Origin of the sequence: Streptomyces longhuiensis, from assembly GCF_020616555.1 — a bacterium.
Classification (GTDB): domain Bacteria; phylum Actinomycetota; class Actinomycetes; order Streptomycetales; family Streptomycetaceae; genus Streptomyces; species Streptomyces longhuiensis.
The window spans coordinates 3,122,896-3,144,456 of sequence record NZ_CP085173.1 but is presented as its reverse complement, the minus strand read 5'-3'; the positions used below and the strand labels follow the sequence as shown (position 1 = coordinate 3,144,456).

20 protein-coding genes and 1 riboswitch are annotated in these 21,561 nt (G+C 68.9%); of the genes, 14 read left to right on the top strand and 6 right to left on the bottom strand.

Translation table 11 applies throughout. The features are described 5' to 3' along the window. Positions 1-46 precede the first annotated feature (46 nt). Together LGI35_RS14705 and LGI35_RS14700 are read right to left on the bottom strand one after the other, a co-directional pair. Positions 47-1,528: a hypothetical protein gene (locus tag LGI35_RS14705; RefSeq protein ID WP_227294292.1), complete on the bottom strand. Its 1,482-nt coding sequence runs from the start codon at positions 1,526-1,528 to the stop codon at positions 47-49. Positions 1,529-1,659: 131 nt separating this feature from the next. Then, positions 1,660-1,872, bottom strand: a complete 213-nt coding sequence (locus tag LGI35_RS14700; RefSeq protein WP_227294291.1) for a hypothetical protein — start codon at positions 1,870-1,872, stop codon at positions 1,660-1,662. Positions 1,873-2,005: 133 nt separating this feature from the next. Between LGI35_RS14700 and LGI35_RS14695 the strand changes: the two genes are divergently transcribed. After that, entirely contained in the window at positions 2,006-2,980 is a 975-nt protein-coding gene (locus tag LGI35_RS14695; RefSeq protein ID WP_227294290.1) for a carbohydrate kinase family protein, read from the top strand. A 5-nt stretch (positions 2,981-2,985) separates the two neighbouring features. Here the strand turns inward: LGI35_RS14695 and LGI35_RS14690 are convergent, their stop codons facing one another. After that, positions 2,986-4,374, bottom strand: coding sequence for a cysteine desulfurase/sulfurtransferase TusA family protein (locus tag LGI35_RS14690; RefSeq protein WP_227294289.1), 1,389 nt, complete (start codon positions 4,372-4,374; stop codon positions 2,986-2,988). A gap of 337 nt (positions 4,375-4,711) precedes the next feature. Here LGI35_RS14690 and ctaC point away from each other — a divergent pair, with 337 nt between their 5' ends. The 4 genes from ctaC (at position 4,712) to LGI35_RS14670 (ending at position 9,192) form a co-directional block, all read left to right on the top strand. Beyond that, positions 4,712-5,671 (top strand): aa3-type cytochrome oxidase subunit II, encoded by a 960-nt coding sequence (gene ctaC, locus LGI35_RS14685; protein WP_227294288.1) that lies wholly within the window; start codon positions 4,712-4,714, stop codon positions 5,669-5,671. After that, complete coding sequence (gene ctaD / locus LGI35_RS14680; RefSeq protein ID WP_116502518.1) at positions 5,668-7,404, top strand: aa3-type cytochrome oxidase subunit I; 1,737 nt, start codon at positions 5,668-5,670, stop codon at positions 7,402-7,404. Before ctaC ends, ctaD begins: the two co-directional genes overlap by 4 nt. Next, positions 7,401-7,799: a cytochrome c oxidase subunit 4 gene (locus LGI35_RS14675; protein WP_227294287.1), complete on the top strand. Its 399-nt coding sequence runs from the start codon at positions 7,401-7,403 to the stop codon at positions 7,797-7,799. Before ctaD ends, LGI35_RS14675 begins: the two co-directional genes overlap by 4 nt. Before the next feature lie 133 nt (positions 7,800-7,932). Then, complete coding sequence (locus LGI35_RS14670; protein WP_227294286.1) at positions 7,933-9,192, top strand: L,D-transpeptidase; 1,260 nt, start codon at positions 7,933-7,935, stop codon at positions 9,190-9,192. An 80-nt stretch (positions 9,193-9,272) separates the two neighbouring features. Here LGI35_RS14670 and LGI35_RS14665 read toward each other — a convergent pair whose 3' ends face one another. Beyond that, on the bottom strand, positions 9,273-9,674 hold the full coding sequence (locus LGI35_RS14665) for a DNA-binding transcriptional response regulator (protein WP_227294285.1): 402 nt from the start codon (positions 9,672-9,674) through the stop codon (positions 9,273-9,275). A gap of 187 nt (positions 9,675-9,861) precedes the next feature. Here LGI35_RS14665 and ctaE point away from each other — a divergent pair, with 187 nt between their 5' ends. The 6 genes from ctaE (at position 9,862) to LGI35_RS14635 (ending at position 17,038) form a co-directional block, all read left to right on the top strand. Then, entirely contained in the window at positions 9,862-10,482 is a 621-nt protein-coding gene (ctaE, locus tag LGI35_RS14660; protein ID WP_100592161.1) for an aa3-type cytochrome oxidase subunit III, read from the top strand. Positions 10,483-10,556: 74 nt separating this feature from the next. Further along, positions 10,557-11,366: a cytochrome bc1 complex diheme cytochrome c subunit gene (gene qcrC, locus LGI35_RS14655; protein ID WP_227294284.1), complete on the top strand. Its 810-nt coding sequence runs from the start codon at positions 10,557-10,559 to the stop codon at positions 11,364-11,366. Further along, the gene (qcrA, locus tag LGI35_RS14650; protein WP_227294283.1) at positions 11,363-12,421 is read left to right on the top strand and encodes a cytochrome bc1 complex Rieske iron-sulfur subunit; all 1,059 of its coding nucleotides are present in this window, start codon (positions 11,363-11,365) and stop codon (positions 12,419-12,421) included. Before qcrC ends, qcrA begins: the two co-directional genes overlap by 4 nt. Further along, positions 12,418-14,055, top strand: a complete 1,638-nt coding sequence (gene qcrB, locus LGI35_RS14645; protein ID WP_227294282.1) for a cytochrome bc1 complex cytochrome b subunit — start codon at positions 12,418-12,420, stop codon at positions 14,053-14,055. Before qcrA ends, qcrB begins: the two co-directional genes overlap by 4 nt. A gap of 159 nt (positions 14,056-14,214) precedes the next feature. Then, entirely contained in the window at positions 14,215-15,279 is a 1,065-nt protein-coding gene (trpD, locus tag LGI35_RS14640) for an anthranilate phosphoribosyltransferase (protein WP_227294281.1), read from the top strand. Between the two features lie 113 nt (positions 15,280-15,392). Continuing rightward, positions 15,393-15,509, top strand: a riboswitch (SAM riboswitch). Between the two features lie 167 nt (positions 15,510-15,676). After that, on the top strand, positions 15,677-17,038 hold the full coding sequence (locus tag LGI35_RS14635) for an aminotransferase class V-fold PLP-dependent enzyme (RefSeq protein WP_227294280.1): 1,362 nt from the start codon (positions 15,677-15,679) through the stop codon (positions 17,036-17,038). 69 nt (positions 17,039-17,107) lie between these two features. Here LGI35_RS14635 and LGI35_RS14630 read toward each other — a convergent pair whose 3' ends face one another. Then, positions 17,108-17,389, bottom strand: a complete 282-nt coding sequence (locus LGI35_RS14630) for an Lrp/AsnC family transcriptional regulator (protein WP_100592167.1) — start codon at positions 17,387-17,389, stop codon at positions 17,108-17,110. 40 nt (positions 17,390-17,429) lie between these two features. Beyond that, the gene (locus tag LGI35_RS14625; RefSeq protein ID WP_227294279.1) at positions 17,430-18,185 is read right to left on the bottom strand and encodes a rhomboid family intramembrane serine protease; all 756 of its coding nucleotides are present in this window, start codon (positions 18,183-18,185) and stop codon (positions 17,430-17,432) included. A 156-nt stretch (positions 18,186-18,341) separates the two neighbouring features. On the opposite strand from LGI35_RS14625, the gene LGI35_RS14620 reads away from it, so the two are divergent. From LGI35_RS14620 to LGI35_RS14610, 3 genes are all read left to right on the top strand, one after another. Continuing rightward, positions 18,342-18,581: a hypothetical protein gene (locus LGI35_RS14620; protein ID WP_100592168.1), complete on the top strand. Its 240-nt coding sequence runs from the start codon at positions 18,342-18,344 to the stop codon at positions 18,579-18,581. Positions 18,582-18,621: 40 nt separating this feature from the next. Beyond that, positions 18,622-19,971, top strand: coding sequence for an NYN domain-containing protein (locus LGI35_RS14615; protein ID WP_227294278.1), 1,350 nt, complete (start codon positions 18,622-18,624; stop codon positions 19,969-19,971). A gap of 317 nt (positions 19,972-20,288) precedes the next feature. After that, positions 20,289-21,314, top strand: coding sequence for a C40 family peptidase (locus LGI35_RS14610; protein ID WP_227294277.1), 1,026 nt, complete (start codon positions 20,289-20,291; stop codon positions 21,312-21,314). Positions 21,315-21,561: the final 247 nt, after the last annotated feature.

Below are 21,561 nucleotides of genomic sequence, written 5' to 3'. Positions count from 1 at the left end.
GTTCCCTGCTCGAGGGGGAACCGCCGCTTCGTGTTTCGTCAGGGGGTCAGCTCTGCGGCGCCGGCTCCTGTCCCCGCTTGCCGTCCGCGTGCGGCACCGCCCTGTCCGTCGAGTCCACGACCTTGCGGCCGTCGAGCGGCTCGTCCAGCGTCACCGGCAGCGTGTAGAACTTCGCCATCGCGATGCAGACCGTGCCCTTCTTCCGCGTCTCCGTGACCTTCAGGGCGACCTTGCCGTCCTTCTCCGTCGCGGCGGCCGTGTAGGTGCTGCACACGCCGCCCGTGAAGTGCGCCGTCAGCGTCCGCCCGTCCACCGCGTAGCTGTCCGGGCGCACGTCGCGGGTGTCGGTCCCCGGGTCACCGGGCCTGACGCTCGGCCGCGGGCTCGGCTTGTCGGCCGGCCCCGGTGCGTGCGGCGACGTCAGGAACTTCGGGTCCACCGCGGGATGCGTCACCGTGAACGCCGCCTGCCCGCCCTGCGGCTTCACCTGGAACAGCCACGACGGTACGAGGATCTGCCGCCCCTGCGTGAACTGCACCGCGAGCCCGAACGTGGCCCCCGTGACGTGGACGGGCTCCGCCGCGGGCAGCTTCGTCGGCGCCTTGCACGGCGCCTCGTCCCGCTGCTTCACCGGCACCGGGCTCGCGCAGCCGCCGATGCCGACGCGACCGGCCCCGACAGCCGCGGAGTTGAGCAGATCGAGCGTCTTCTGCGCGCTGATCACGGGGTAGGTGTCGCCCTTGACCGGCTGCTTCAACTGGCCGCTCCCGCCGACCACTTGGCCGTCCGAGCCGACCTGCACGCCCGTGGTCCAGCCGTACGTCGGCAGGTCGCCCACGCGCGGCTCCGCGTTCACCACCCGTATCGCGCCCATCAGTTGGCGCGCGTCGAGCTTCGCGTCGTCCTGGCCGAGCGCCTTGAGCACCGGAGCGGCCGCCTTCTTCGCGGCGGCCTCGCTCACGGCGTCCTTGGCGCTGCCGTTCCCCGGCGCCTCGGTGCACTTCGTCGGGCTCGCGCACTTGTGGCCCGCGGACGGTGCGTAGCGCGCGTACGTCCAGGCGCCGGGTGCCCGCTCGGTCACCTGGAGTGAGGGGCCCGAGCCGTCCTTCGCCGGGCCCACCTTCCAGGCGCCGTTCTCCAGGCGCGGGGCGCCCTGCGCGTCGAGCGTCCTGGCGAGCGCGGCGACATCGGCCGCGGTCACCTTGCCCTCGCTCCGGTAGACGGGGGCGTCGCCGGGCCCCGTGGGGAGCTTGCCGTCGGCCCGGTAACGGGTGCCGTTCGGGTCGGGCTCGCCCGGCGCGATTCCCGAGGTGGAGCCCGTGCCGCCCTCCCGGTAGCCGTCCAGGGCCAGCGGCGGAGGAGTGGAGTCCTCGCCGGCGGCCGGAGTCCCGCCGCGGCCGTCCCCGTCGGCCGAGGTCGCCGCGAAATACGCGCCACCGCCACCGACGAGGAGTACCGCTGCCGCGACCGAGGCGACGGCCAGCGGGGACCGCCCCCGGTGTCGATCCTGCGTCTGCTCGGTGCTCACCGCATCGCTCCTTCAGCTGCTGCGTCGTACGCCGTATCCCCTATACGGGGGACAGCGATGGGACGCAGCGGGGGAGCGTGCGGTTCCCTCCTCGCTCCCCAGGGCCCGCGCGGGCGCCTCTTCGGTCCGCTCTAGTCCCCGTACTCGGACATCGAGTCGATGAGCCGCGCGGACTCGGCGGGCACGACGACGCCGTGGGGGAGGGAGGGGGCGACGGGAGTCTGCTTGTCCTTGACGGGGGCCGTCCAGTGCGGGGCCATTCGGGCGCAGTCGCCGCGCAGGGAGGCGAGGCCGCCTTCGAGGTCGAGCGGTGCGGACGCGGTGCGGACCTTGAGGTTCGTCATAAAGGAACGCTATGCAGGTCCGGCCCCGCGAAGAAAGACCTACTATCGGGTAGTTTTGCCGCTTCAGTCGGACGGACGCGACCCGGTAGCGTAAAGCGTCAACCCCCTCCGCTCAGGAAGACGTGACCACGCCGTGCGTATCGCAGTCACCGGCTCCATCGCCACCGACCACCTCATGACCTTCCCCGGCCGCTTCGCCGACCAGCTGGTCGCGGATCAGCTGCACACGGTCTCCCTCTCCTTCCTCGTCGACAACCTCGACGTCCGCCGGGGCGGTGTCGGCGCGAACATCGCGTTCGGCATGGGGCAGCTCGGGACGGACCCGATCCTGGTCGGCGCCGCGGGCTCCGACTTCGACGAGTACCGCGCCTGGCTCGACCGGCACGGCGTGGACACCGACTCCGTCCGCATCTCCGAGGTCCTGCACACGGCCCGCTTCGTCTGCACCACGGACGCCGACCACAACCAGATCGGCTCCTTCTACACGGGCGCCATGAGCGAGGCCCGCCTCATCGAGCTGCAGTCCGTCGCCGAGCGCGTCGGCGGCCTCGACCTGGTGCTGATCGGCGCTGACGACCCGGAGGGCATGCTCCGTCACACGGAGGAGTGCCGCTCGCGCTCCATCCCGTTCGCCGCGGACTTCTCGCAGCAGATCGCCCGGATGAACGGCGACGAGATCCGCACGCTCCTGGACGGCGCGACGTACCTCTTCTCGAACGAGTACGAGAAGGGCCTCATCGAGAGCAAGACCGGCTGGACCGACGAGGAGATCCTCGGCAAGGTCGGCCACCGCGTCACGACCCTCGGCTCGCGCGGCGTCCGCATCGAGAGCGTCGGCGAGGACCCGATCGAGGTCGGCTGTGCCGAGGAGGAGGCCAAGGTCGACCCGACCGGCGTCGGCGACGCGTTCCGCGCGGGCTTCCTGTCCGGCCTGGCCTGGGGCGTCGGTCACGAGCGCGCCGCCCAGGTCGGCTGCATGCTCGCCACGCTGGTCATCGAGACCCTCGGCACGCAGGAGTACCAGCTGCGCCGCGGCCACTTCATGGACCGCTTCACCAAGGCGTACGGCCACGAGGCCGCGGCCGAGGTCAAGGAGCACCTGAAGTAGTCGCGTCAGGAGAGCCGGCGGACCACATAGGCGGTACCGCGCTCCGCCGGCTCCTCCCCGACGTACTCCTGGCTCCGCATCTCGCACCACGCCGGGATGTCGAGCCGCGCCGCCTCGTCGTCGGCTAGCACGGTCACGGTCCCGCCCACCGGCACGTCCCCGATCACCTTCGCCAGCTCGATGACGGGGATCGGGCACCGCTTGCCGAGCGCGTCGACCACGAGCGAGGGCGCACTCTCCGGCGCGGGGGCGGGCGCGGTCACCGCCGTCGCCCCCAGCCGCTCCCGTACCGACGCCACCGTCCCCGGCAGCACCCCGAGGAACTGTTCGACGTCGTCCCCGGCCGTCCCGAGCGGCAGCGACACCCGTACGTTCCCCTCGCTCAGCACCCCCATCGCCTTGAGCACATGGCTCGGCGTCAGTGTGCTGCTCGTGCACGACGAGCCGGACGAAACGGAGAAACCGGCCCGGTCCAGCTCGTGCAGCAGAGTCTCTCCGTCGACATAGAGACAGGAGAAGGTCACCACGTGCGGCAGCCGCCGCACCGGGTCGCCCACCACCTCGACATCGGGCACGAGCCCCGGCACCCGGGCCCGGATCCGCTCCGTCAACTCCCGCAGCCGCGCGTCCTCCTCGGCGGCCTCGGCCCGCACCGCCCGCAGCGAGGCCGCCGCCGCCACGACGGCCGGAATGTTCTCGAACCCGGCCGCACGCCCCGACTCCCGCTCGTCGGCCGGGCCTTGGGCCGCGAACCGCACCCCCTTGCGCACGACGAGCAGCCCGACGCCCGCCGGGCCGCCCCACTTGTGCGCGCTGCCCGCGAGCAGCGACCAGTCGCCCTCGACCGGCCCCCACGCGAGCGACTGCGCCGCGTCCACGAGCAGCGGCACCCCGGCGACCCGGCACGCCGCGGCGACCTCGGCCACCGGCTGCACCGTCCCCACCTCGTGGTTGGCGGACTGGAGACAGGCGAGCGCCGTGTCCTGTCTGAGCGCATCGGCGTACGCGGCGGGGGAGACGGCACCGGCCCGGTCCACGCCCACCTCGGTCACCGAACCGCCGTCGGCCTCCAGCGCGGCAGCCGAATGGAGTACCGAGGAGTGCTCGACCGCGGAAACCACCAGATGCCGGCCGACACGCCGACGTCCCGCGAGCGCGCCGGAGATTCCCGCATGTACGGCACGCGTCCCCGAAGGGGTGAAAACAAGCTCGTCCGGGCGGCAGCCCACGGCGTCCGCGGCGGCCTCACGGGCCGCGTCCAGGAGCAGCCGGGCCCGCCTCCCCTCGCGGTAGAGCCGGGCGGGGTCGGCCCACCCCTCGTCCAGCGAGGCGAGCAGCGCCTGCCGGGCCACGGGGTGCAGGGGAGCGGAGGAGGCAGCGTCGAAGTAGGACACACCGCAACGGTAAAGCCCCGGGTGAGCGCGACGTCGGGCCAGGGGCGCGGAGGACGGCGCGAGCCGCCACCCGGAGCGCGCGCCGGCCGGACCACCAGCGCCCGCACCCACCGGACATCCCCCCGATCCCCCGTCAGATCCCCCCGGAACAGCAAGTTCCACCCCTTCTGAGTGACCCGCGGCGCGTTAGGCACCCTCCCCGCGCGACCCCAAATAGCGTCCAGTAGGGTTTGGTCCGCATAAACATCCAAACCCCTGCCCGTGTGCCAGGGCGGCGAGCGACCAGCGAGACGGCCGTAGCCAACCAGCGCGGGCGAGACTCTCGGGAAGGCGCTACGTGAGTCCCAACGGCTCCGACCGCTCGTCGCGGCGCCCGATGCGGCGGAAGCTGCCGCAGGTGCTGACTGCGGGCCTGATCCTGGTAACCGCTACTGGTTGCACATACAAGGACTTCCCTCGTCTTGGTATGCCGACCCCGGTTACGGAAGAAGGTCCCAGGATCCTCTCCCTCTGGCAGGGCTCGTGGGCGGCAGCGCTCGCCACGGGTGTCCTTGTCTGGGGCCTGATCCTGTGGAGCATCATCTTCCACCGGCGCAGCCGCACCAAGATCGAGGTACCAACGCAGACGCGGTACAACATGCCGCTAGAGGCGCTGTACACGGTTGTACCGCTCATCATCGTCTCGGTCCTCTTCTACTTCACGGCACGAGACGAGTCGAAGCTCCTCAGCCTCGCCGACAAGCCGGCCCACACCATCAACGTGGTCGGCTATCAGTGGAGCTGGGGCTTCAACTACGTCGAGAACGTGCCCGGCTCCACGGGTGACGCGAAGACCTCGAAGGAACTGGCCGGCATTCCGGACCGCTTCATCGAGGACTTCCCGGCGAACGCCGGTGGCGTCTACGAGGCCGGCACGCCGGCCTCGAGGAACCCGCAGACGAAGAACCCCGGCCCCACCCTCTGGCTCCCCAAGGGCGAGAAGGTCCGGTTCGTCCTCACCTCGCGCGACGTCATCCACGACTTCTGGGTGGTGCCGTTCCTGATGAAGCAGGACGTCATTCCGGGCCACACCAATGCCTTCGAGGTGACTCCCAACCGGGAGGGCACCTTCCTGGGCAAGTGCGCCGAGCTCTGCGGCGTCGACCACTCGCGCATGCTGTTCAACGTGAAGGTCGTCTCTCCTGAGCGCTACCAGCAGCACCTCAAGGACCTCGCGAAGAAGGGGCAGACCGGTTACATCCCGTCCGGCATCGCGCAGACGAGCCACGAGAAGAACCGGGAGACGAACAACCTGTGAGCATCCTCAACGAACCCCAGGGTGCCGCCGCAGCTGACGACTCGTACGAGAACGAGCTGCCGGTCAGGCGCAAGCAGCCGGGGAATGTCGTCGTCAAGTGGCTGACCACCACTGACCACAAGACGATCGGCACGCTCTACCTGGTCACGTCGTTCGCGTTCTTCTGCATCGGCGGACTCATGGCGCTCTTCATGCGCGCCGAACTCGCTCGTCCCGGCAACCAGATCATGTCGAACGAGCAGTTCAACCAGGCGTTCACGATGCACGGCACGATCATGCTGCTGATGTTCGCGACGCCGCTGTTCGCCGGATTCGCGAACTGGATCATGCCGCTGCAGATCGGCGCGCCCGACGTGGCGTTCCCGCGGCTGAACATGTTCGCGTACTGGCTCTACCTCTTCGGCTCGCTCATCGCGGTCGGCGGCTTCCTCACCCCGCAGGGTGCGGCCGACTTCGGCTGGTTCGCCTACAGCCCGCTCTCGGACGCCGTCCGCTCGCCGGGCATCGGCGCCGACATGTGGATCATGGGTCTGGCCTTCTCCGGCTTCGGCACGATCCTCGGCTCGGTCAACTTCATCACCACGATCATCTGCATGCGCGCACCCGGCATGACGATGTTCCGTATGCCGATCTTCGTGTGGAACGTGCTACTGACCGGTGTACTGGTCCTGCTGGCCTTCCCGGTCCTGGCCGCCGCGCTGTTCGCCCTGGAGGCGGACCGCAAGTTCGGTGCTCATGTGTTCGACGCCAGTAATGGCGGCGCCTTGCTATGGCAACACCTCTTCTGGTTCTTCGGCCATCCAGAGGTGTACATCATCGCGTTGCCATTCTTCGGAATCATTTCCGAAGTGATCCCGGTGTTCTCGAGAAAGCCGATGTTCGGTTACTCGGGTCTGATCGGCGCGACCATCGCGATCGCGGGTCTCTCCGTGACCGTGTGGGCGCACCACATGTACGTCACCGGTGGCGTGCTGTTGCCGTTCTTCTCCTTCATGACGTTCCTCATCGCCGTACCGACAGGCGTGAAGTTCTTCAACTGGATCGGCACGATGTGGAAGGGATCGCTGTCCTTCGAGACACCGATGCTCTGGACGATCGGCTTCCTGATCACCTTCGTCTTCGGTGGTCTGACCGGCGTCATCCTGGCGGCCCCGCCGCTGGACTTCCACGTCTCGGACTCGTACTTCGTCGTCGCGCACTTCCACTACGTCGTCTTCGGCACCGTGGTCTTCGCGATGTTCGCCGGATTCCACTTCTGGTGGCCGAAGTTCACGGGCAAGATGCTCGACGAGCGGCTCGGCAAGATCACGTTCTGGACGCTGTTCATCGGCTTCCACGGCACGTTCCTGGTGCAGCACTGGCTGGGCGTCGAGGGCATGCCGCGTCGTTACGCGGACTACCTCGCGGCCGACGGCTTCACCGCGCTGAACACGATCTCGACGATCTCCTCGTTCCTGCTCGGTCTGTCGATCCTGCCGTTCTTCTACAACGTGTGGAAGACCGCCAAGTACGGCAAGAAGGTCGAGGTCGACGACCCGTGGGGCTACGGCCGTTCGCTCGAATGGGCGACGTCCTGCCCGCCGCCGCGGCACAACTTCCTCACCCTGCCGCGCATTCGCAGTGAATCGCCGGCGTTCGACCTGCACCACCCGGAGATCGCCGCGATGGACCAGCTCCAGAACGGCGGCCACGGGGGCAACGCTCTCTCCGGTGGCAAGGAGGCCGGCAAGTGAAGGTCCAAGGCAAGATGTTCATCTGGCTGAGCGTCTTCGTGCTCGCCATGGCGATCGTCTACGGCGTGTGGTCGAAGGAGCCCGCCGGAACCACGGCGCTCTTCCTGGCCTTCGGCCTGTGCATCATGGTCGGCTACTACCTGGCCTTCACGGCCCGGCGGCTCGACACCGGTGCGCAGGACAACAAGGAGGCCGATGTCGCGGACGACGCCGGTGACGTGGGCTTCTTCAGCCCGCACAGCTGGCAGCCGCTTGCCCTGGCCATCGGTGGTGCCCTCGGTTTCATGGGCGTCATCTTCGGCTGGTGGCTGATGTACTTCTCGGCCCCGATCATCCTGATCGGCCTGTGGGGCTGGGTCTTCGAGTACTACCGCGGCGAGAACCGGACCCAGTAGGGCCCGGCCGACGCCGAAGGGCCCGGACATTCCTGATGGAGTGTCCGGGCCCTTTCCCGTGCCCCGCGCCGGCCGTGCCTCGGACGGCCCAATCGACGCGCCGCGAGCGACCAGGGTTCATACCGTGTTGCTCATGAACAACTCACCGAGAATTCGCACGGTAATGGGCTGCACTCTGCTGGTGACCGCACTCGGTGCGAGCGTCACGGCCTGCGGCGGCTCCAGTCACCCGCTCACCGCCAAGCCGTACGACGCAGCGAGCGAGATCAGCTTCAGCGGGGAGTCCGGGAGCAAGAAGGCCGACCCGAACAAGCCCATAGAAATCACCTCGGAGGGCGACGAGGCACGCATCACCGATGTCACCGCCACCGATTCCATAGGCCGCTATGTCGCGGGCGAACTGTCCGCCGACGGAAGCAGGTGGCACAGCACCGCCCCGCTCGCCGCTGACGCCCACTACACGGTGCACGTGAGCACCGAGGACGAGGACGGCGAGCCGGGCCGCAAGGTCCTCACCTTCGACACGGGCCACGCGGGCAAGAACAAGGCCCTGAAGGTCACCTTCGGCCCCGATGCCGGGAAGTACGGCGTCGGACAGCCCGTCACCGCCGCACTCAGCGCCCCCGTCAAGGACAAGGCCGCACGGGCCGTCGTCGAGAGGGCCCTGAAGGTCGACTCGGAGCCCGCAGTGGCGGGCTCCTGGACCTGGGTGGACGACAAGACGCTGCACTACCGCCCCGAGGAGTACTGGCCCGCAGGCGCCACCGTGGAGGCGCACAGCACCCTCAACGGCATCAAGGTCGGCGACCGCCTCTGGGGCGGCGACTCCAAGCCCCTCCGCCTCACCATAGGTGACCGAATAGAGGCCGTGACCGACGCCGCCTCGCACCAGATGACGGTCTACCGCAACGGCCGCGTGATCAACACGATCCCCGTCACCACCGGCAAGCCCGGCTTCGAGACCCGCAACGGCGTCAAGGTCGTACTCGGCAAGGAAGCCCTCGTACGGATGCGCAGCACCAGCATCGGCATCGCCGAGGGCTCGTCGGAGTCGTACGACATGGACGTGTACTACGCGACCCGGGTGACCTGGAGCGGCGAATACGTGCACGCCGCCCCCTGGTCCGCGGGCTCCCAGGGATACGCCAACGTCAGCCACGGCTGCACCGGCATGAGCACCAGCAACGCCGAGTGGTTCTTCAACACCGTCCGCACCGGCGACATCGTGAAGGTCGTCAACAGCAACGGCGCCCAAATGGACCCGTTCGGGAACGGCTTCGGCGACTGGAACCTCAGCTGGAAGAACTGGGAGAAGGGCAGCGCCATACAGGCGGCCGCGACGGACGGCGGCCGCAGCGGCGTCCAGGCGGCCCGACTGAGCCCCGAGGTGTGAGACTTCTGACTCCGGACCACACACGGAAGGGGCGACCCGCGGCAGAGCTGCGGATCGCCCTTTCGGCGTACCGAAGCGCCCTACGCCTCCACGGCGCGCCGCGAGCGCAGCAGAGAGGCCAGTGCGCCCGCGAGCTCGACCGGGTCGACCGGCAGCGTCACAGCGGCCTCGGCACGGCTCCAGGTGGCCAGCCAGGCGTCCTGCGGGCGGCCCATCAGGAGCAGCACCGGCGGGCAGTGGAAGATCTCGTCCTTGATCTGCCGGCAGACGCCCATGCCGCCCGCGGGAACGGCCTCGCCGTCCAGGACGCAGACGTCGATGCCGCCGCGGTCCAGCTCCTTGAGGACGGCCGGGAGCGTGGCGCACTCGACGAACTCGACCTCGGGGGCGTCGGCGGCGGGCCTGCGCCCGGTCGCGAGGCGGACCTGTTCGCGGGTGCTTGCGTTGTCGCTGTAGACCAGGACCGTCGCGGTCGACTGCATCGTTCCTCCGAGACTTCGGCGTCTTTGACTCATCAAGGTGGGGAAGCGTTGCGCGGAGCCTACTCCTCCCGACACCCCGTCAACACCGGTTCGGACACCGCCCCGATGGGCCATACGGGCTGGACACACCCCACAGACACTCCGAACGGCACCCCCCGGAGTGAGCGCGAGATAAGCGACCGACATAATGTCGGTCGTGGCGACAGCAACGACAGTAGAAACCGGGCACGCGCACCCGTCGGTCAATCGGCCGAACCTCACCAGCGTCGGAACCATCATCTGGCTGAGTTCCGAGCTGATGTTCTTCGCGGCCCTCTTCGCGATGTACTTCACCCTGCGATCGGTGACCGGGCCAGATCACTGGAAGGAAATGGCCGAGTCGCTGAACGTTCCGTTCTCAGCGACGAACACCACGATCCTGGTGCTCTCCTCACTGACCTGTCAGCTCGGCGTGTTCGCCGCCGAGCGCGGGGATGTGAAGAAGCTCAGGACATGGTTCATCGTCACCTTCATCATGGGTGCGATCTTCATCGGCGGTCAGATCTTCGAGTACACCGAGCTGGTCAAGAAGGACGGTCTCTCGCTGTCCTCCGACCCGTACGGCTCGGTGTTCTACCTGACGACTGGCTTCCATGGACTGCACGTGACAGGTGGCCTCATCGCCTTCCTGTTCGTCCTCGGCCGCACATACGCGGCCAGGAAGTTCACCCATGAGCAGGCGACCGCAGCCATCGTCGTGTCCTATTACTGGCACTTCGTCGATGTCGTCTGGATCGGCCTTTTCGCCACGATCTACCTGATCAAGTAGCCGGTACGTCGATCCCGACGCACCGACTCGTCCAGCAAGCACCGACGCAGAAGATCCTGACACCGGGGTAATCCGTGAAAAAGCTCTCCGCACGACGACGCCATCCGCTGGCGGCGGTCGTCGTCCTACTCCTCGCGCTGGCGGCCACCGGGGGGCTGTACGCCGCGTTCGCACCCGCGAGCAAGGCGCAGGCCGACGAAACCGCCCAGTCCCTCGCCATCGACGAGGGCAAGAAGCTCTACGCCGTCGGCTGCGCCAGCTGCCACGGCACCGGCGGTCAGGGCAGCTCTGACGGTCCGCCGCTGACGGGCGTGGGCGCCGCGGCCGTCGACTTCCAGGTCGGCACCGGGCGCATGCCTGCGCAGCAGCCCGGCGCGCAGATCCCGAAGAAGAAGGTCATCTACTCGCAGGCCGAGATCGACCAGCTCGCGGCGTACGTCGCCTCGCTCGGTGCCGGTCCGACCGTCCCGACGAAGAACCAGGTCAGCCCGGAGGGTGCGGACATCGCCAACGGTGGCGAGCTGTTCCGTACCAACTGCGCGCAGTGCCACAACTTCACCGGTGAGGGCGGCGCGCTGACACACGGCAAGTTCGCGCCGAGCCTGGAGGGCGTGAGCCCGAAGCACATCTACGAGGCCATGCAGACGGGCCCGCAGAACATGCCGTCCTTCCCCGACACCACGATGCCGGAGAAGAGCAAGAAGGACATCATCGCGTACATCAACGCGGTCAACGGTGGCAAGACCGAGAGCCCCGGCGGTCTGAACCTGGGCGGGCTCGGCCCGGTCAGTGAAGGCCTGTTCGCCTGGATCTTCGGCCTCGGCGCACTGGTCGCCGTCGCCGTCTGGGTCGCCGCTCGGACCGCAAAGGCCAAGAAGTCATGAGTAGCCAAGAGATTCCAGAAGAGAACCTGCCCAGCGCGCAGGACGCCGACCAGCCGCACGGCTCGGTCGCGGTGAAGGACGACCCCTTCGCCGATCCGGGGCTGCCGCCCCACGAGCACCGGATCCAGGACATCGACGAGCGGGCCGCCAAGCGCTCCGAGCGCGTGGTCGCCTTCCTGTTCATGCTCTCGATGCTCTCCACCGTCGCCTTCATCGCCTCGTACGTGACGATCAAGGCCGACAAGAGCGTCTACATCTGGCCGATCGGGCACATCAGCGCGCTGAACTTCGCGCTCGGTATGACGCTCGGCGTCGCCCTGTTCTGCATCGGCGCGGGCGCGGTCCACTGGGCCCGCACCCTGATGTCCGACGTGGAGGTGGCCGACGACCGTCACGCGATCTCGGCCGAGCCCGACGTCAAGGCGAAGGTCCTGGCGGACTTCAAGCAGGGCGCCAAGGAGTCGCAGTTCGGTCGGCGCAAGCTGATCCGCAACACGCTCTTCGGCGCGGTCGCCATGGTCCCGCTCTCCGGCGTCATCCTCCTTCGTGACCTCGGTCCGCTGCCGGAGGACAAGCTCCGGCACACCGCGTGGAAGAAGGGCAAGCTCCTCGTCAACATGAACACGAACGAGCCGCTGCGTCCTTCGGACATCGTGGTCGGCTCGCTCACCTTCGCCAAGCCCGAGGGCCTGGAGGAGACGGACGAGGACTTCCAGCAGGTCATGGGCAAGGCCGCCCTGATGCTGGTCCGGATCCAGCCGGAGGACATCAAGGACAAGCAAGAGCTCGAGTGGGCTCACGAGGGCGTCGTCGCGTACTCGAAGGTCTGCACCCACGTGGGTTGCCCGATCTCCCTGTACGAACAGCAGACGCACCACGTGCTCTGCCCCTGTCACCAGTCCACCTTCGACCTCTCCGACGGCGCCCGCGTCATCTTCGGTCCCGCCGGCCACGCGCTCCCGCAGCTGCGTATCGGCGTGAACGGCGAGGGTTACCTGCAGGCGCTCGGCGACTTCGCAGAGCCCGTCGGTCCTGCTTTCTGGGAGCGCGGATGAGCACTACGACGACCAACGACGCGTCCTCGCGCGAGAAGGCGCCCGCCGGTGAGCGGGTAGCCGACTGGGCGGACGGCCGGCTCGGGATCTACTCCCTGGCCAAGGCCAACATGCGCAAGATCTTCCCGGACCACTGGTCCTTCATGCTCGGTGAGATCTGCCTCTACAGCTTCATCATCATCATCCTCACGGGTGTGTACCTGACGCTGTTCTTCCACCCGTCGATGAACGAGGTGGAGTACCACGGCAGCTACGTCCCGCTGCAGGGACAGCTGATGTCCGAGGCGTTCAACTCGACCATGCACATCTCCTTCGATGTGCGCGGTGGTCTGCTGATCCGGCAGATCCACCACTGGGCGGCGCTGATCTTCCTCGCCGGCATGTTCGTGCACATGATGCGCGTGTTCTTCACGGGTGCGTTCCGCAAGCCCCGTGAGATCAACTGGCTGTTCGGCTTCCTGCTGTTCGTCCTCGGCATGTTCACCGGCTTCACCGGTTACTCGCTCCCGGACGACCTGCTCTCCGGCACCGGTGTCCGCTTCATGGAGGGCGCGGTCCTGTCCGTGCCGATCGTCGGCACGTACCTGTCGTTCTTCCTCTTCGGCGGCGAGTTCCCGGGCGGCGACTTCGTCGCGCGGTTCTACTCGGTCCACATCCTGCTGCTGCCGGGCATCATGCTCGGCCTGGTGGTCGGCCACCTGATCCTGGTCTTCTACCACAAGCACACGCAGTTCGCGGGCCCCGGAAAGACGAACAAGAACGTCGTCGGCATGCCGCTGCTGCCGGTCTACATGGCCAAGGCGGGTGGCTTCTTCTTCCTGGTCTTCGGTGTCATCGCGGTCGTCTCCGCGATCGCGTCGATCAACCCGATCTGGGCCATCGGCCCGTACCGGATCGACCAGGTCTCCACCGGCGCCCAGCCCGACTGGTACATGGGCTTCTCCGAAGGCCTGATCCGCTTCATGCCGGGCTGGGAGATCAACCTCTGGGGCCACACGCTCGTCCTGGGTGTGTTCATCCCGCTGATCATCTTCCCGCTGGTCCTGGTGGCCATCGCGGTCTACCCGTTCATCGAGTCCTGGGTCACCGGCGACAAGCGCGAGCACCACATCCTGGACCGCCCGCGCAACGTCCCGACCCGGACCGCGTTCGGTGCAGCCTGGATCAGCTGGTACTTCGTCCTGCTCGTCGGTGGTGGTAACGACCTCTGGGCCACGCACTTCCACCTGTCGATCAACGCGATCACCTGGTTCGTGCGCATCGGGTTCTTCGTCGTGCCCGTGCTGGTCTTCGTCGCCACCAAGCGGATCTGCCTCGGCCTCCAGCGCCGCGACAAGGACAAGGTGCTGCACGGACGCGAGTCCGGCCTCATCAAGCGCCTGCCGCACGGTGAGTTCATCGAGGTCCACGAGCCGCTCGGGCCCGACGCCCTGCACACCCTCACCGCGCACGAGCAGTACGCGCCGCTCGAGATCGGCCCGACGGTCGACGAGAACGGTGTGGAGCGCAAGGTGTCCGGTACCGAGAAGCTGCGGGCCAAGCTCTCCGAGGGCCTGTACGGCGAGGAGAGCCAGATCCCCAAGCCGACTGTCGAGGAGTACAAGGAGATCACCAGCGGCCACGGCCACCACTGATCACCTGAACTGACCCCCCACTCTCGGCTTCGCTCGAGCGGGGGACCCATGGTCGCCACGGTGAGAGCCCCGTCCAGGCACTGGACGGGGCTCTTTGCCGCTCTCCGGGCTGGATAGGGTGGCCTTGTTCCCCTACACACGAAAAACCAGGAGCGGCAGATGAATGCTGTGACCCCCGCAGGAGGCAATACCGCGGCGGGCCGTTCCTGGCCCCAGCTGCTGAACGGCCTCCTCGAAGGGCGCGACCAGAGCGCCGACGACACCGCCTGGGCCATGGACCGCATCATGCGGGGCGAGGCCACGGACGTGCAGATCGCCGGGTTCGCTGTGGCCATGCGCGCCAAGGGCGAGACCGTCGAGGAGATCTCCGGCCTCGTACGGTCCATGTACGAGCACGCGAACGTGATCGAGGTCCCGGGCGACACGGTCGACATCGTCGGCACGGGTGGCGACGGCGCCAAGACGGTCAACATCTCCACGATGTCGGCCATCGTCATCGCGGGTACGGGTGCCAAGGTCGTCAAGCACGGCAACCGCGCCGCCTCGTCGGCGTCCGGCGCCTCGGACGTCCTGGAGAAGCTCGGCGTGAATCTGGAGCTGACGCCGAAGCGCGTGGCCGAGGTCGCGGAGGAGGCGGGGATCACGTTCTGCTTCGCCGTGAAGTTCCACCCGGCGCTGCGGCACGTGGCGGCGGCGCGCGGCCAGCTGGGCATCCGCACGACGTTCAACTTCCTCGGTCCGCTGACCAACCCGGCCAAGGTGCGGGCACAGGCCGTCGGGGTCGCCGACGCGCGGATGGCGCCCATCGTGGCCGGTGTCTTCGCCGAGCGCGGTCACTCGTCGCTCGTCTTCCGCGGCGACGACGGGCTGGACGAGCTGACGACGACGGCGACCTCGCGGATCTGGGTGGTCCGGGACGGCGCCGTGCGCGAGGAGGCCTTCGACCCGCGGGACGTCGGCCTCGAGCTGGTGCCGGTGTCCGCGCTGCGGGGCGCCGACGCGTCGTACAACGCGGAGGTCGCCCGCCGCCTCCTGGACGGCGAGAGGGGCCCGGTACGGGACGCGGTCCTCCTCAACTCGGCGGCGGCGCTCGTCGCTCTCACGCCCGGCGAGGGCCCTCTGACCGACCAGATCCGGGCCGGCATGGCCCGCGCCGCCGAGTCGATCGACTCGGGCGCCGCGAAGAGGTCGCTGGAGCGCTGGGTGGCGGCCAGCAACGCGTGAGCGCGTAAGGAAGACAGGGTGGGGAGGTGCCGGTCGGTGCCTCCCCACCACTCTCCGTCCGGGATGCGGACACGCTGTTGCGATGAAGCGATCAGCTGGCATACTTCTCGGCAGGTCATGAGTGACAGCGATTAGGCCCCGGCTCGCTGTCCGGCAACCCTCCGTCCGTGGCGGGGTGCCCCGGGTGAAGACCAGGCAGTGCACAGCAAGGTGCTCTGCAAGCGCGGACCCCTGCACACCCTGGGGTCCTGGTCCTCAAGGGAGCAGTCTCGTGAGCAAGCGAATGCGATAGGGCATCTCCGCCCCACCTCCGCACACCCCCTTTTTCTTTACGGCTGCGCCGTCGAGCCATCGGCTCCGGCGCGGTCAATTCGCTTACCTCTCACGGGAGTTCGCCATGTCTGTCTCCACCGCTGCCGCCGACCAGTCGCTTTGTACCCCTCTGCCGGTTCTCGGCCGGGATGTCACCGTTCCGCTCGTCACCGGTGGCGAGGTCACCTACGCGGCCCTCGACTACGCGGCCAGCGCCCCGGCGCTCCAGCGGGTCTGGGACGACGTGGCCGCCTACGCGCCGTACTACGGCAGCGTCCACCGCGGTGCCGGGTACCTCTCGCAGCTGTCGACCGACCTCTTCGAGAACTCCCGCGTGACCGTCGCCGAGTTCCTCGGCTGCCGCGCGGACGACCAGGTGATCTTCACCCGGTCGACCACCGACTCGCTCAACCTGCTCGCCGCCGTGCTCCCCGCCGACTGCGAGGTCTTCGTCTTCGAGACCGAACACCACGCCTCGCTCCTGCCGTGGCGCGACGCCCGCGTGACGTACCTGAACGCGCCGCGCACGCCCGACGAGGCCGTCCAGACCCTGGAGAGCGCCCTCGCCGAGCGCGACCCCTACGGGCCCGCCCTGGTGTGCGTCACGGGCGCCTCGAACGTCACCGGCGAGCTGTGGCCCGTCCGTGAGCTCGCCGCCGCTGCCCACGCCCATGGCGCCCGTATCGTCCTCGACGCCGCGCAGCTCGCCCCGCACCACCCCGTGGACATCCAGGACCTCGACGTCGACTGGGTCGCCTTCTCCGGGCACAAGCTGTACGCCCCCTTCGGCTCCGGCGTCCTCGCCGGCCGCGCCGACTGGCTCCAGGCCTCCGAGCCGTACCTCGCCGGTGGCGGCGCCTCCCGCAAGGTCGCGCGGCGTGCGGACGGCGGTGTGGACGTCGAGTGGCACGACAGCGCGGCCCGCCACGAGGCCGGTTCGCCGAACGTCATCGGCGTCTACTCCATCGCCTCCGCCTGCAAGGCCCTCACCGAGGCGGGCTTCGACTCGCTCGTCGCCCGTGAGCAGCACCTGATCGGCAAGGTCCGTGACGGTCTCGCCGCCGTGCCCGAGGTGAAGGTCCTCTCGCTGTTCGGCGACGACGCCCCGCGCGTCGGCGTCATCTCCTTCGTCGTCGACGGCTGGAACAGCTCGCACTTCGCGGCCGCGCTCTCCGCCGAGTACGGCATCGGCGTGCGCGACGGCCTCTTCTGCGCCCACCCGCTCGTGCGCACCCTGCTGGGCAGCGACCCGCAGTCGCAGGGGGAGTGCGGGGCGCCCGAGGCCGCGCCCGGCGAGAAGTCCCTCAACGCGATCCGCGTCAGCTTCGGCGCCGGCACCCCGGACGAGCACGTCGAGCGCTTCGTCCGCGCCGTGACCGAGCTGGTCCGCGACGGCGCGCGCTGGAACTACCGCACGGAGGACGGGCGTTGCGTCCCCGCCGTGTGATCCGCGCACCGCGCCGGACATGACGAAGGCCGCCCCTCGGGGCGGCCTTCGGTCGTCAAGCGGACAGGATCAGGAGTCGAGCCCGATCGCGAACGCCGCCTCCAGGTCGTGCTGCGAGTAGGTGCGGAACGCGACGTGCGTGTCCGTCGCCTCCACGCCGGGGATCTTGCTGATCTTCCCGGGGATGACGTCCGCCAGGTCGTCGTGGCGCGCGACGCGCACCATGGCGATCAGGTCGTACGTTCCGGTCACGGAGAAGACCTCGCTGACGCTGTCGAGGGCGGCGATCGACTCGGCGATCTCGGGGATCCGGTCCACGCTGGTCTTGATGAGCACGATCGCGGTGATCACGGCTGGCTGTCTCCCTCGGTGGCCGTGGCTGGGGCTGCTTTCACTCTAGCCCTCCCGTCTCCCGCCCCCGCCCGCGCGCAGAAGCGCTCCGCGCACCCCGCTCTCTCCCTCCGTAGCGCACCCACGCGTAGAGGAACCCGACGGAGAACCCGACCAGGTGCGCCAGGTAGGCCACCCCGGGCCCCTGGCTGCCCTGCCGCGCCGCGGCCCATTGGAGCGCCACCCAGAACGGCAGCACCACCCACGCGGGAAACCGCAGCGGCAGGAAGAACAGGAACGGGAACACGCTCGTCACGCGCGCCCTGGGGAAGAGGTACAGGAACGCCCCGAGCACCGCGGAGATCGCCCCTGAGGCACCCACCAGGGTCTGCTCGGAGCTCGCGTGCGCGATCGCGTAGCCGAGCAGCGCCACGCAGCCGGAGAGCAGGTAGAAGAGCGCGAACTGGAGGTGGCCCATACGTTCTTCGACCATCGCGCCGAAGACGTACAGGAAGAGCATGTTGCCGAGCAGGTGCAGCCAGCTGCCATGGACGAAGAGGGCCGTGACGGTGGTGAGGGCGGCGCGTGGGGAGCCGGTGAGCAGCTGGGAGGGGATCACGCCCCAGCGGGCGAAGTAGTCGCTCTGCGCGGCGAGCAGCCGGTCGCCCGTGCCGTAGGCGGGGTTGAGCCCGGACCCCGGGGACAGCAGGAAGGCCACGCAGCACAGCACGATCAGCCCGTACGTCACCGGTGCCGGCTGGTTCCTGACGGCCGACCTGACCGTCCTCACCGCCGCCGTACCCCAATTGTCGATCATGTGCCAGATCATGACGTAACGGTGCACACCTGCCCAGACGGCCTGCCGGGATTCCCCACTGTGGACGCCCGCGCGGGGGGTCCCCGCCAGGCCGTAGGGTTACTGGCACCACGCACCACGGAAAACGTACGACCCCGAAAGAAGGCGACAGCCCCGATGACGGTTCCCCTGCCGACCGCCGAGACCCGTTGGCGCTGCACTCTCTGCGGCAACCTCACGCGTTTCGACGTGACCCGCTCGTCGAAGGTCGTCGAATACGTGCACCTCGACCTTGCCGGTGACCCGAAGGTCGAGGAACGCGAGGTGGTCAGTGAGACCATCGAGTCGGTCCGCTGCCGCTGGTGCAACGCGGTGGATCAGGTCGAACTCGTGGACAGGCCGGGTGCCGGCTCCTGAGGGAGCGGACCCCCCGAAAATACGGACATTGGGGTGACGGATGGTGGAGAGCGAAGGCGGGGAGGCCGGGGACGGCGCCGCTGAGGTGCTCGACCGGCCGTTGCCCGAAGGTGTGCGGCACCGGGTCGTGCAGATCGTCTCGGACGGTTTCGGCGGGCTGACGGTCGCCGAACTGCCGCCCCAGTTGCGGCAGTATGCGCGCTTCACCCCGACCCGGCGCGCCAAGTTCGCCGGCAACGCGATGGCGGCCGCCGTGGAGAGCGACACGCTCTTCCGCCAGCGCATCGGCGAACGTCTCAGAGACGCCCAGCCGGAGCTCGCCGGCGCCCTGGACTCCGGGGCGCCGCCGCCCGCCGCCGACCCCTTGGACGTGGCCGCCGCGGCCTATGTGCTGCGGCCCACGGGCTGGGTGAAGCTCGTGGCGGCCGCCGGCGAGGAGGCCGTGCGGGCCGACGCCGAGCGCGCCGACGAGGAGACGAAGGCCGAGCTGGAGCGGCTGCGCGCGGAGGTCGAGGCCGCCCGTGAGCAGGGCAGGTCCGAGACCGAACGGCTGCGCGCGGAGCTGGAGTCGGCGAAGAAGGAGGCCGAGTCCCTCCACCGCAAGCTGCGCAGCGCCCTCAGCGACGTCAAGCGCGGCGAGGCGGCCCTGCGCAAGGTCCACGGCGAGACCGAGGCCGTACGGGCCGAGACGCATGCGCAGCTGTCCGCCGCCGACAGCGAGACGCGGCGGCTCAAGGCTCGGCTCGGCGAGACGGAGGCGGCGCTCGAGGCTTCCCGCAAGGCGGCGCGCGAGGGCCGCAGCGTCGAGGACATGCGCGTACGGCTGCTGCTCGACACCGTCCTGGAGTCCGCCCAGGGGCTGCGCCGCGAACTGGCGCTGCCACCCGTGTCCGTGCGCCCCGCCGAGACCGTGGACGCCGTCGAACCCGGGCGGATGTCGCCGAAGGACATCGCGGCCCGCGCCCTGTCCGAGCACGACCCCGCCATCCTGGACCAGTTGCTCGCCCTGCCGCAGGCCCATCTCGTGGTCGACGGCTACAACGTCACCAAGACCGGCTATCCGACGATGCCGCTGGAGAAGCAGCGGCTGAGGCTGCTCGGCTCGCTCTCCCAGCTCGCCGCGCAGACCGGTGCCGAGGTCACCTGTGTCTTCGACGGGGCCGAACTCGCCGCGCCCGTACTGCTGGCGCCGCCGCGCGGGGTGCGTGTGCTGTTCTCGAAGGCGGGTGTGACCGCCGACGAACTGATCCGCCAGCTGGTGCGCGCCGAGCCCTCCGGACGGCCCGTGGTGGTCGTCTCCACGGACCGCGAGGTGGCCGACGGGGTCGCCAAGTCGGGCGCCCGTCCCGTCGCCTCCGTGACGCTCCTGAAGCGTCTCTCGCGCGGCTGACCGACCGCCGCGCAGGTTCCGGCCCTTCGCCACATAGGCAACGTAGGTCTCATACGTAACCTCTGGGCCTGATGCCCGAATTGGCGGATCGTTTACGCAACGTAGTGTCAAACGAGCATTACCGCACGTGAGTTGCGTGCAAAGAATGCGCTCGGTGACCGACTTTTTTCCCGTCAGGATTTGAACTGATCACAGGAAGGTCACTAGGGTCTGGCCTCGAACCTCCGCTCGGGTGATCGCTCATCGGGAGTGACGGCAGAGGGTCACCGCCCACCGGCGTGTCGGTAGGCGGCTGGAGGAAGAAGGAGCTCGCCTTCGTGGCGTCCCACCGTCGACCCAAGCAGCCGAGCCGCACCCGTGTGACCGTGCTCACCGCAACCGCCGCCGCAGCCGTGGCCCTCACGTCGCAGGCGGCACAGGCCGCGCCGAAGCCGACCAAGAGTGAGGTCAAGGCCAAGGTCGACAAGCTCTACGAAGAGGCGGAGAAGGCCACCGACAAGTACAACGGGGCCAAGGAGAAGCAGAAGAAGCTCGAGAAGGAGATCGGCGACCTCCAGGACAAGGTCGCCCGCGGCCAGGAGGACCTCAACGAGCTCCGCTCCGGCCTCGGTTCGATGGCCAGCGCGCAGTACCGCTCCGGCGGCATCGACCCCTCCGTCCAGCTCTTCCTCTCCGCCGACCCGGACGACTTCCTGGACAAGGCCTCCACGCTCGACCAGCTCAGCGGTCAGCAGGTCGAGGGCCTGAAGAAGATCCAGGAGAAGCAGCGTTCGCTGGCGCAGGAGCGCCAGGAGGCCGCCGACAAGCTCAAGGACCTCGCCGACACCCGCACGGAACTCGGCAAGAAGAAGCAGCAGGTCCAGAGCAAGCTCAGCGCCGCGCAGAAGCTCCTCAACACCCTCACCGCCGCCGAGCGGCAGAAGATGGCCGCCGACGACGCCCGCGCGAGCCGCTCCGCCGGCGCCCGCGTCGACCTCGGCAACGAGGTCCCGGCCTCCAAGCGGGGTGCCGCCGCCCTGAGCGCCGCCGCCACCCAGCTCGGCAAGCCGTACGTCTCCGGCGGCACGGGCCCCAACTCCTACGACTGCTCCGGGCTCACCCAGTGGTCGTACGGACAGGCCGGTGTGGGCATAACCCGGACCACGTACACGCAGCAGAACGACGGCCCGAAGATCGGCATGAGCCAGCTCAAGCCCGGCGACCTGGTGTTCTTCAACAACCTCGCGCACGTGGGCCTGTACGCCGGCAACGGCCAGGTGCTGCACGCCCCGCACCCCGGCGCCGTCGTGCGCTACGAGTCGATGAGCACCGTCGGTTCGTTCATGTTCGGCGTCCGCATCTGACCGTGCGGTCCGGCTGAGGACCTGGTCCGGATCCACCGGGCGAGCGCGACGCGAAAGCGCGCCCGTTCGGGCGAATTCCGGCATCACCCGCTTACCCCACGCCCCGCCCATGACCTGCGTCATAGGCGGGGCGTCGCGTTTTCCGCCCACAGCGGTCGTTGGCCGCGCCCGCCCCTCGCGGCTACTGTCGCCCCGCATTCCCCCGACCGGGTTCTCCGGCCGGGGGTCGTTCGTCAGCGGAAGGGGG

Excerpts from the sequence above, each read along its gene's own strand:
- LGI35_RS14700 (WP_227294291.1), bottom strand. The coding sequence starts at position 1,872 with ATGACGAACCTCAAGGTCCGCACCGCGTCCGCACCGCTCGACCTCGAA.
- LGI35_RS14670 (WP_227294286.1), top strand. The coding sequence starts at position 7,933 with ATGAACAACTCACCGAGAATTCGCACGGTAATGGGCTGCACTCTGCTG.
- LGI35_RS14665 (WP_227294285.1), bottom strand. The coding sequence starts at position 9,674 with ATGCAGTCGACCGCGACGGTCCTGGTCTACAGCGACAACGCAAGCACC.
- ctaE (WP_100592161.1), top strand. The coding sequence starts at position 9,862 with ATGTCGGTCGTGGCGACAGCAACGACAGTAGAAACCGGGCACGCGCAC.
- qcrA (WP_227294283.1), top strand. The coding sequence starts at position 11,363 with ATGAGTAGCCAAGAGATTCCAGAAGAGAACCTGCCCAGCGCGCAGGAC.
- qcrB (WP_227294282.1), top strand. The coding sequence starts at position 12,418 with ATGAGCACTACGACGACCAACGACGCGTCCTCGCGCGAGAAGGCGCCC.
- trpD (WP_227294281.1), top strand. The coding sequence starts at position 14,215 with ATGAATGCTGTGACCCCCGCAGGAGGCAATACCGCGGCGGGCCGTTCC.
- LGI35_RS14635 (WP_227294280.1), top strand. The coding sequence starts at position 15,677 with ATGTCTGTCTCCACCGCTGCCGCCGACCAGTCGCTTTGTACCCCTCTG.
- LGI35_RS14625 (WP_227294279.1), bottom strand. The coding sequence starts at position 18,185 with ATGATCGACAATTGGGGTACGGCGGCGGTGAGGACGGTCAGGTCGGCC.
- LGI35_RS14620 (WP_100592168.1), top strand. The coding sequence starts at position 18,342 with ATGACGGTTCCCCTGCCGACCGCCGAGACCCGTTGGCGCTGCACTCTC.
- LGI35_RS14615 (WP_227294278.1), top strand. The coding sequence starts at position 18,622 with ATGGTGGAGAGCGAAGGCGGGGAGGCCGGGGACGGCGCCGCTGAGGTG.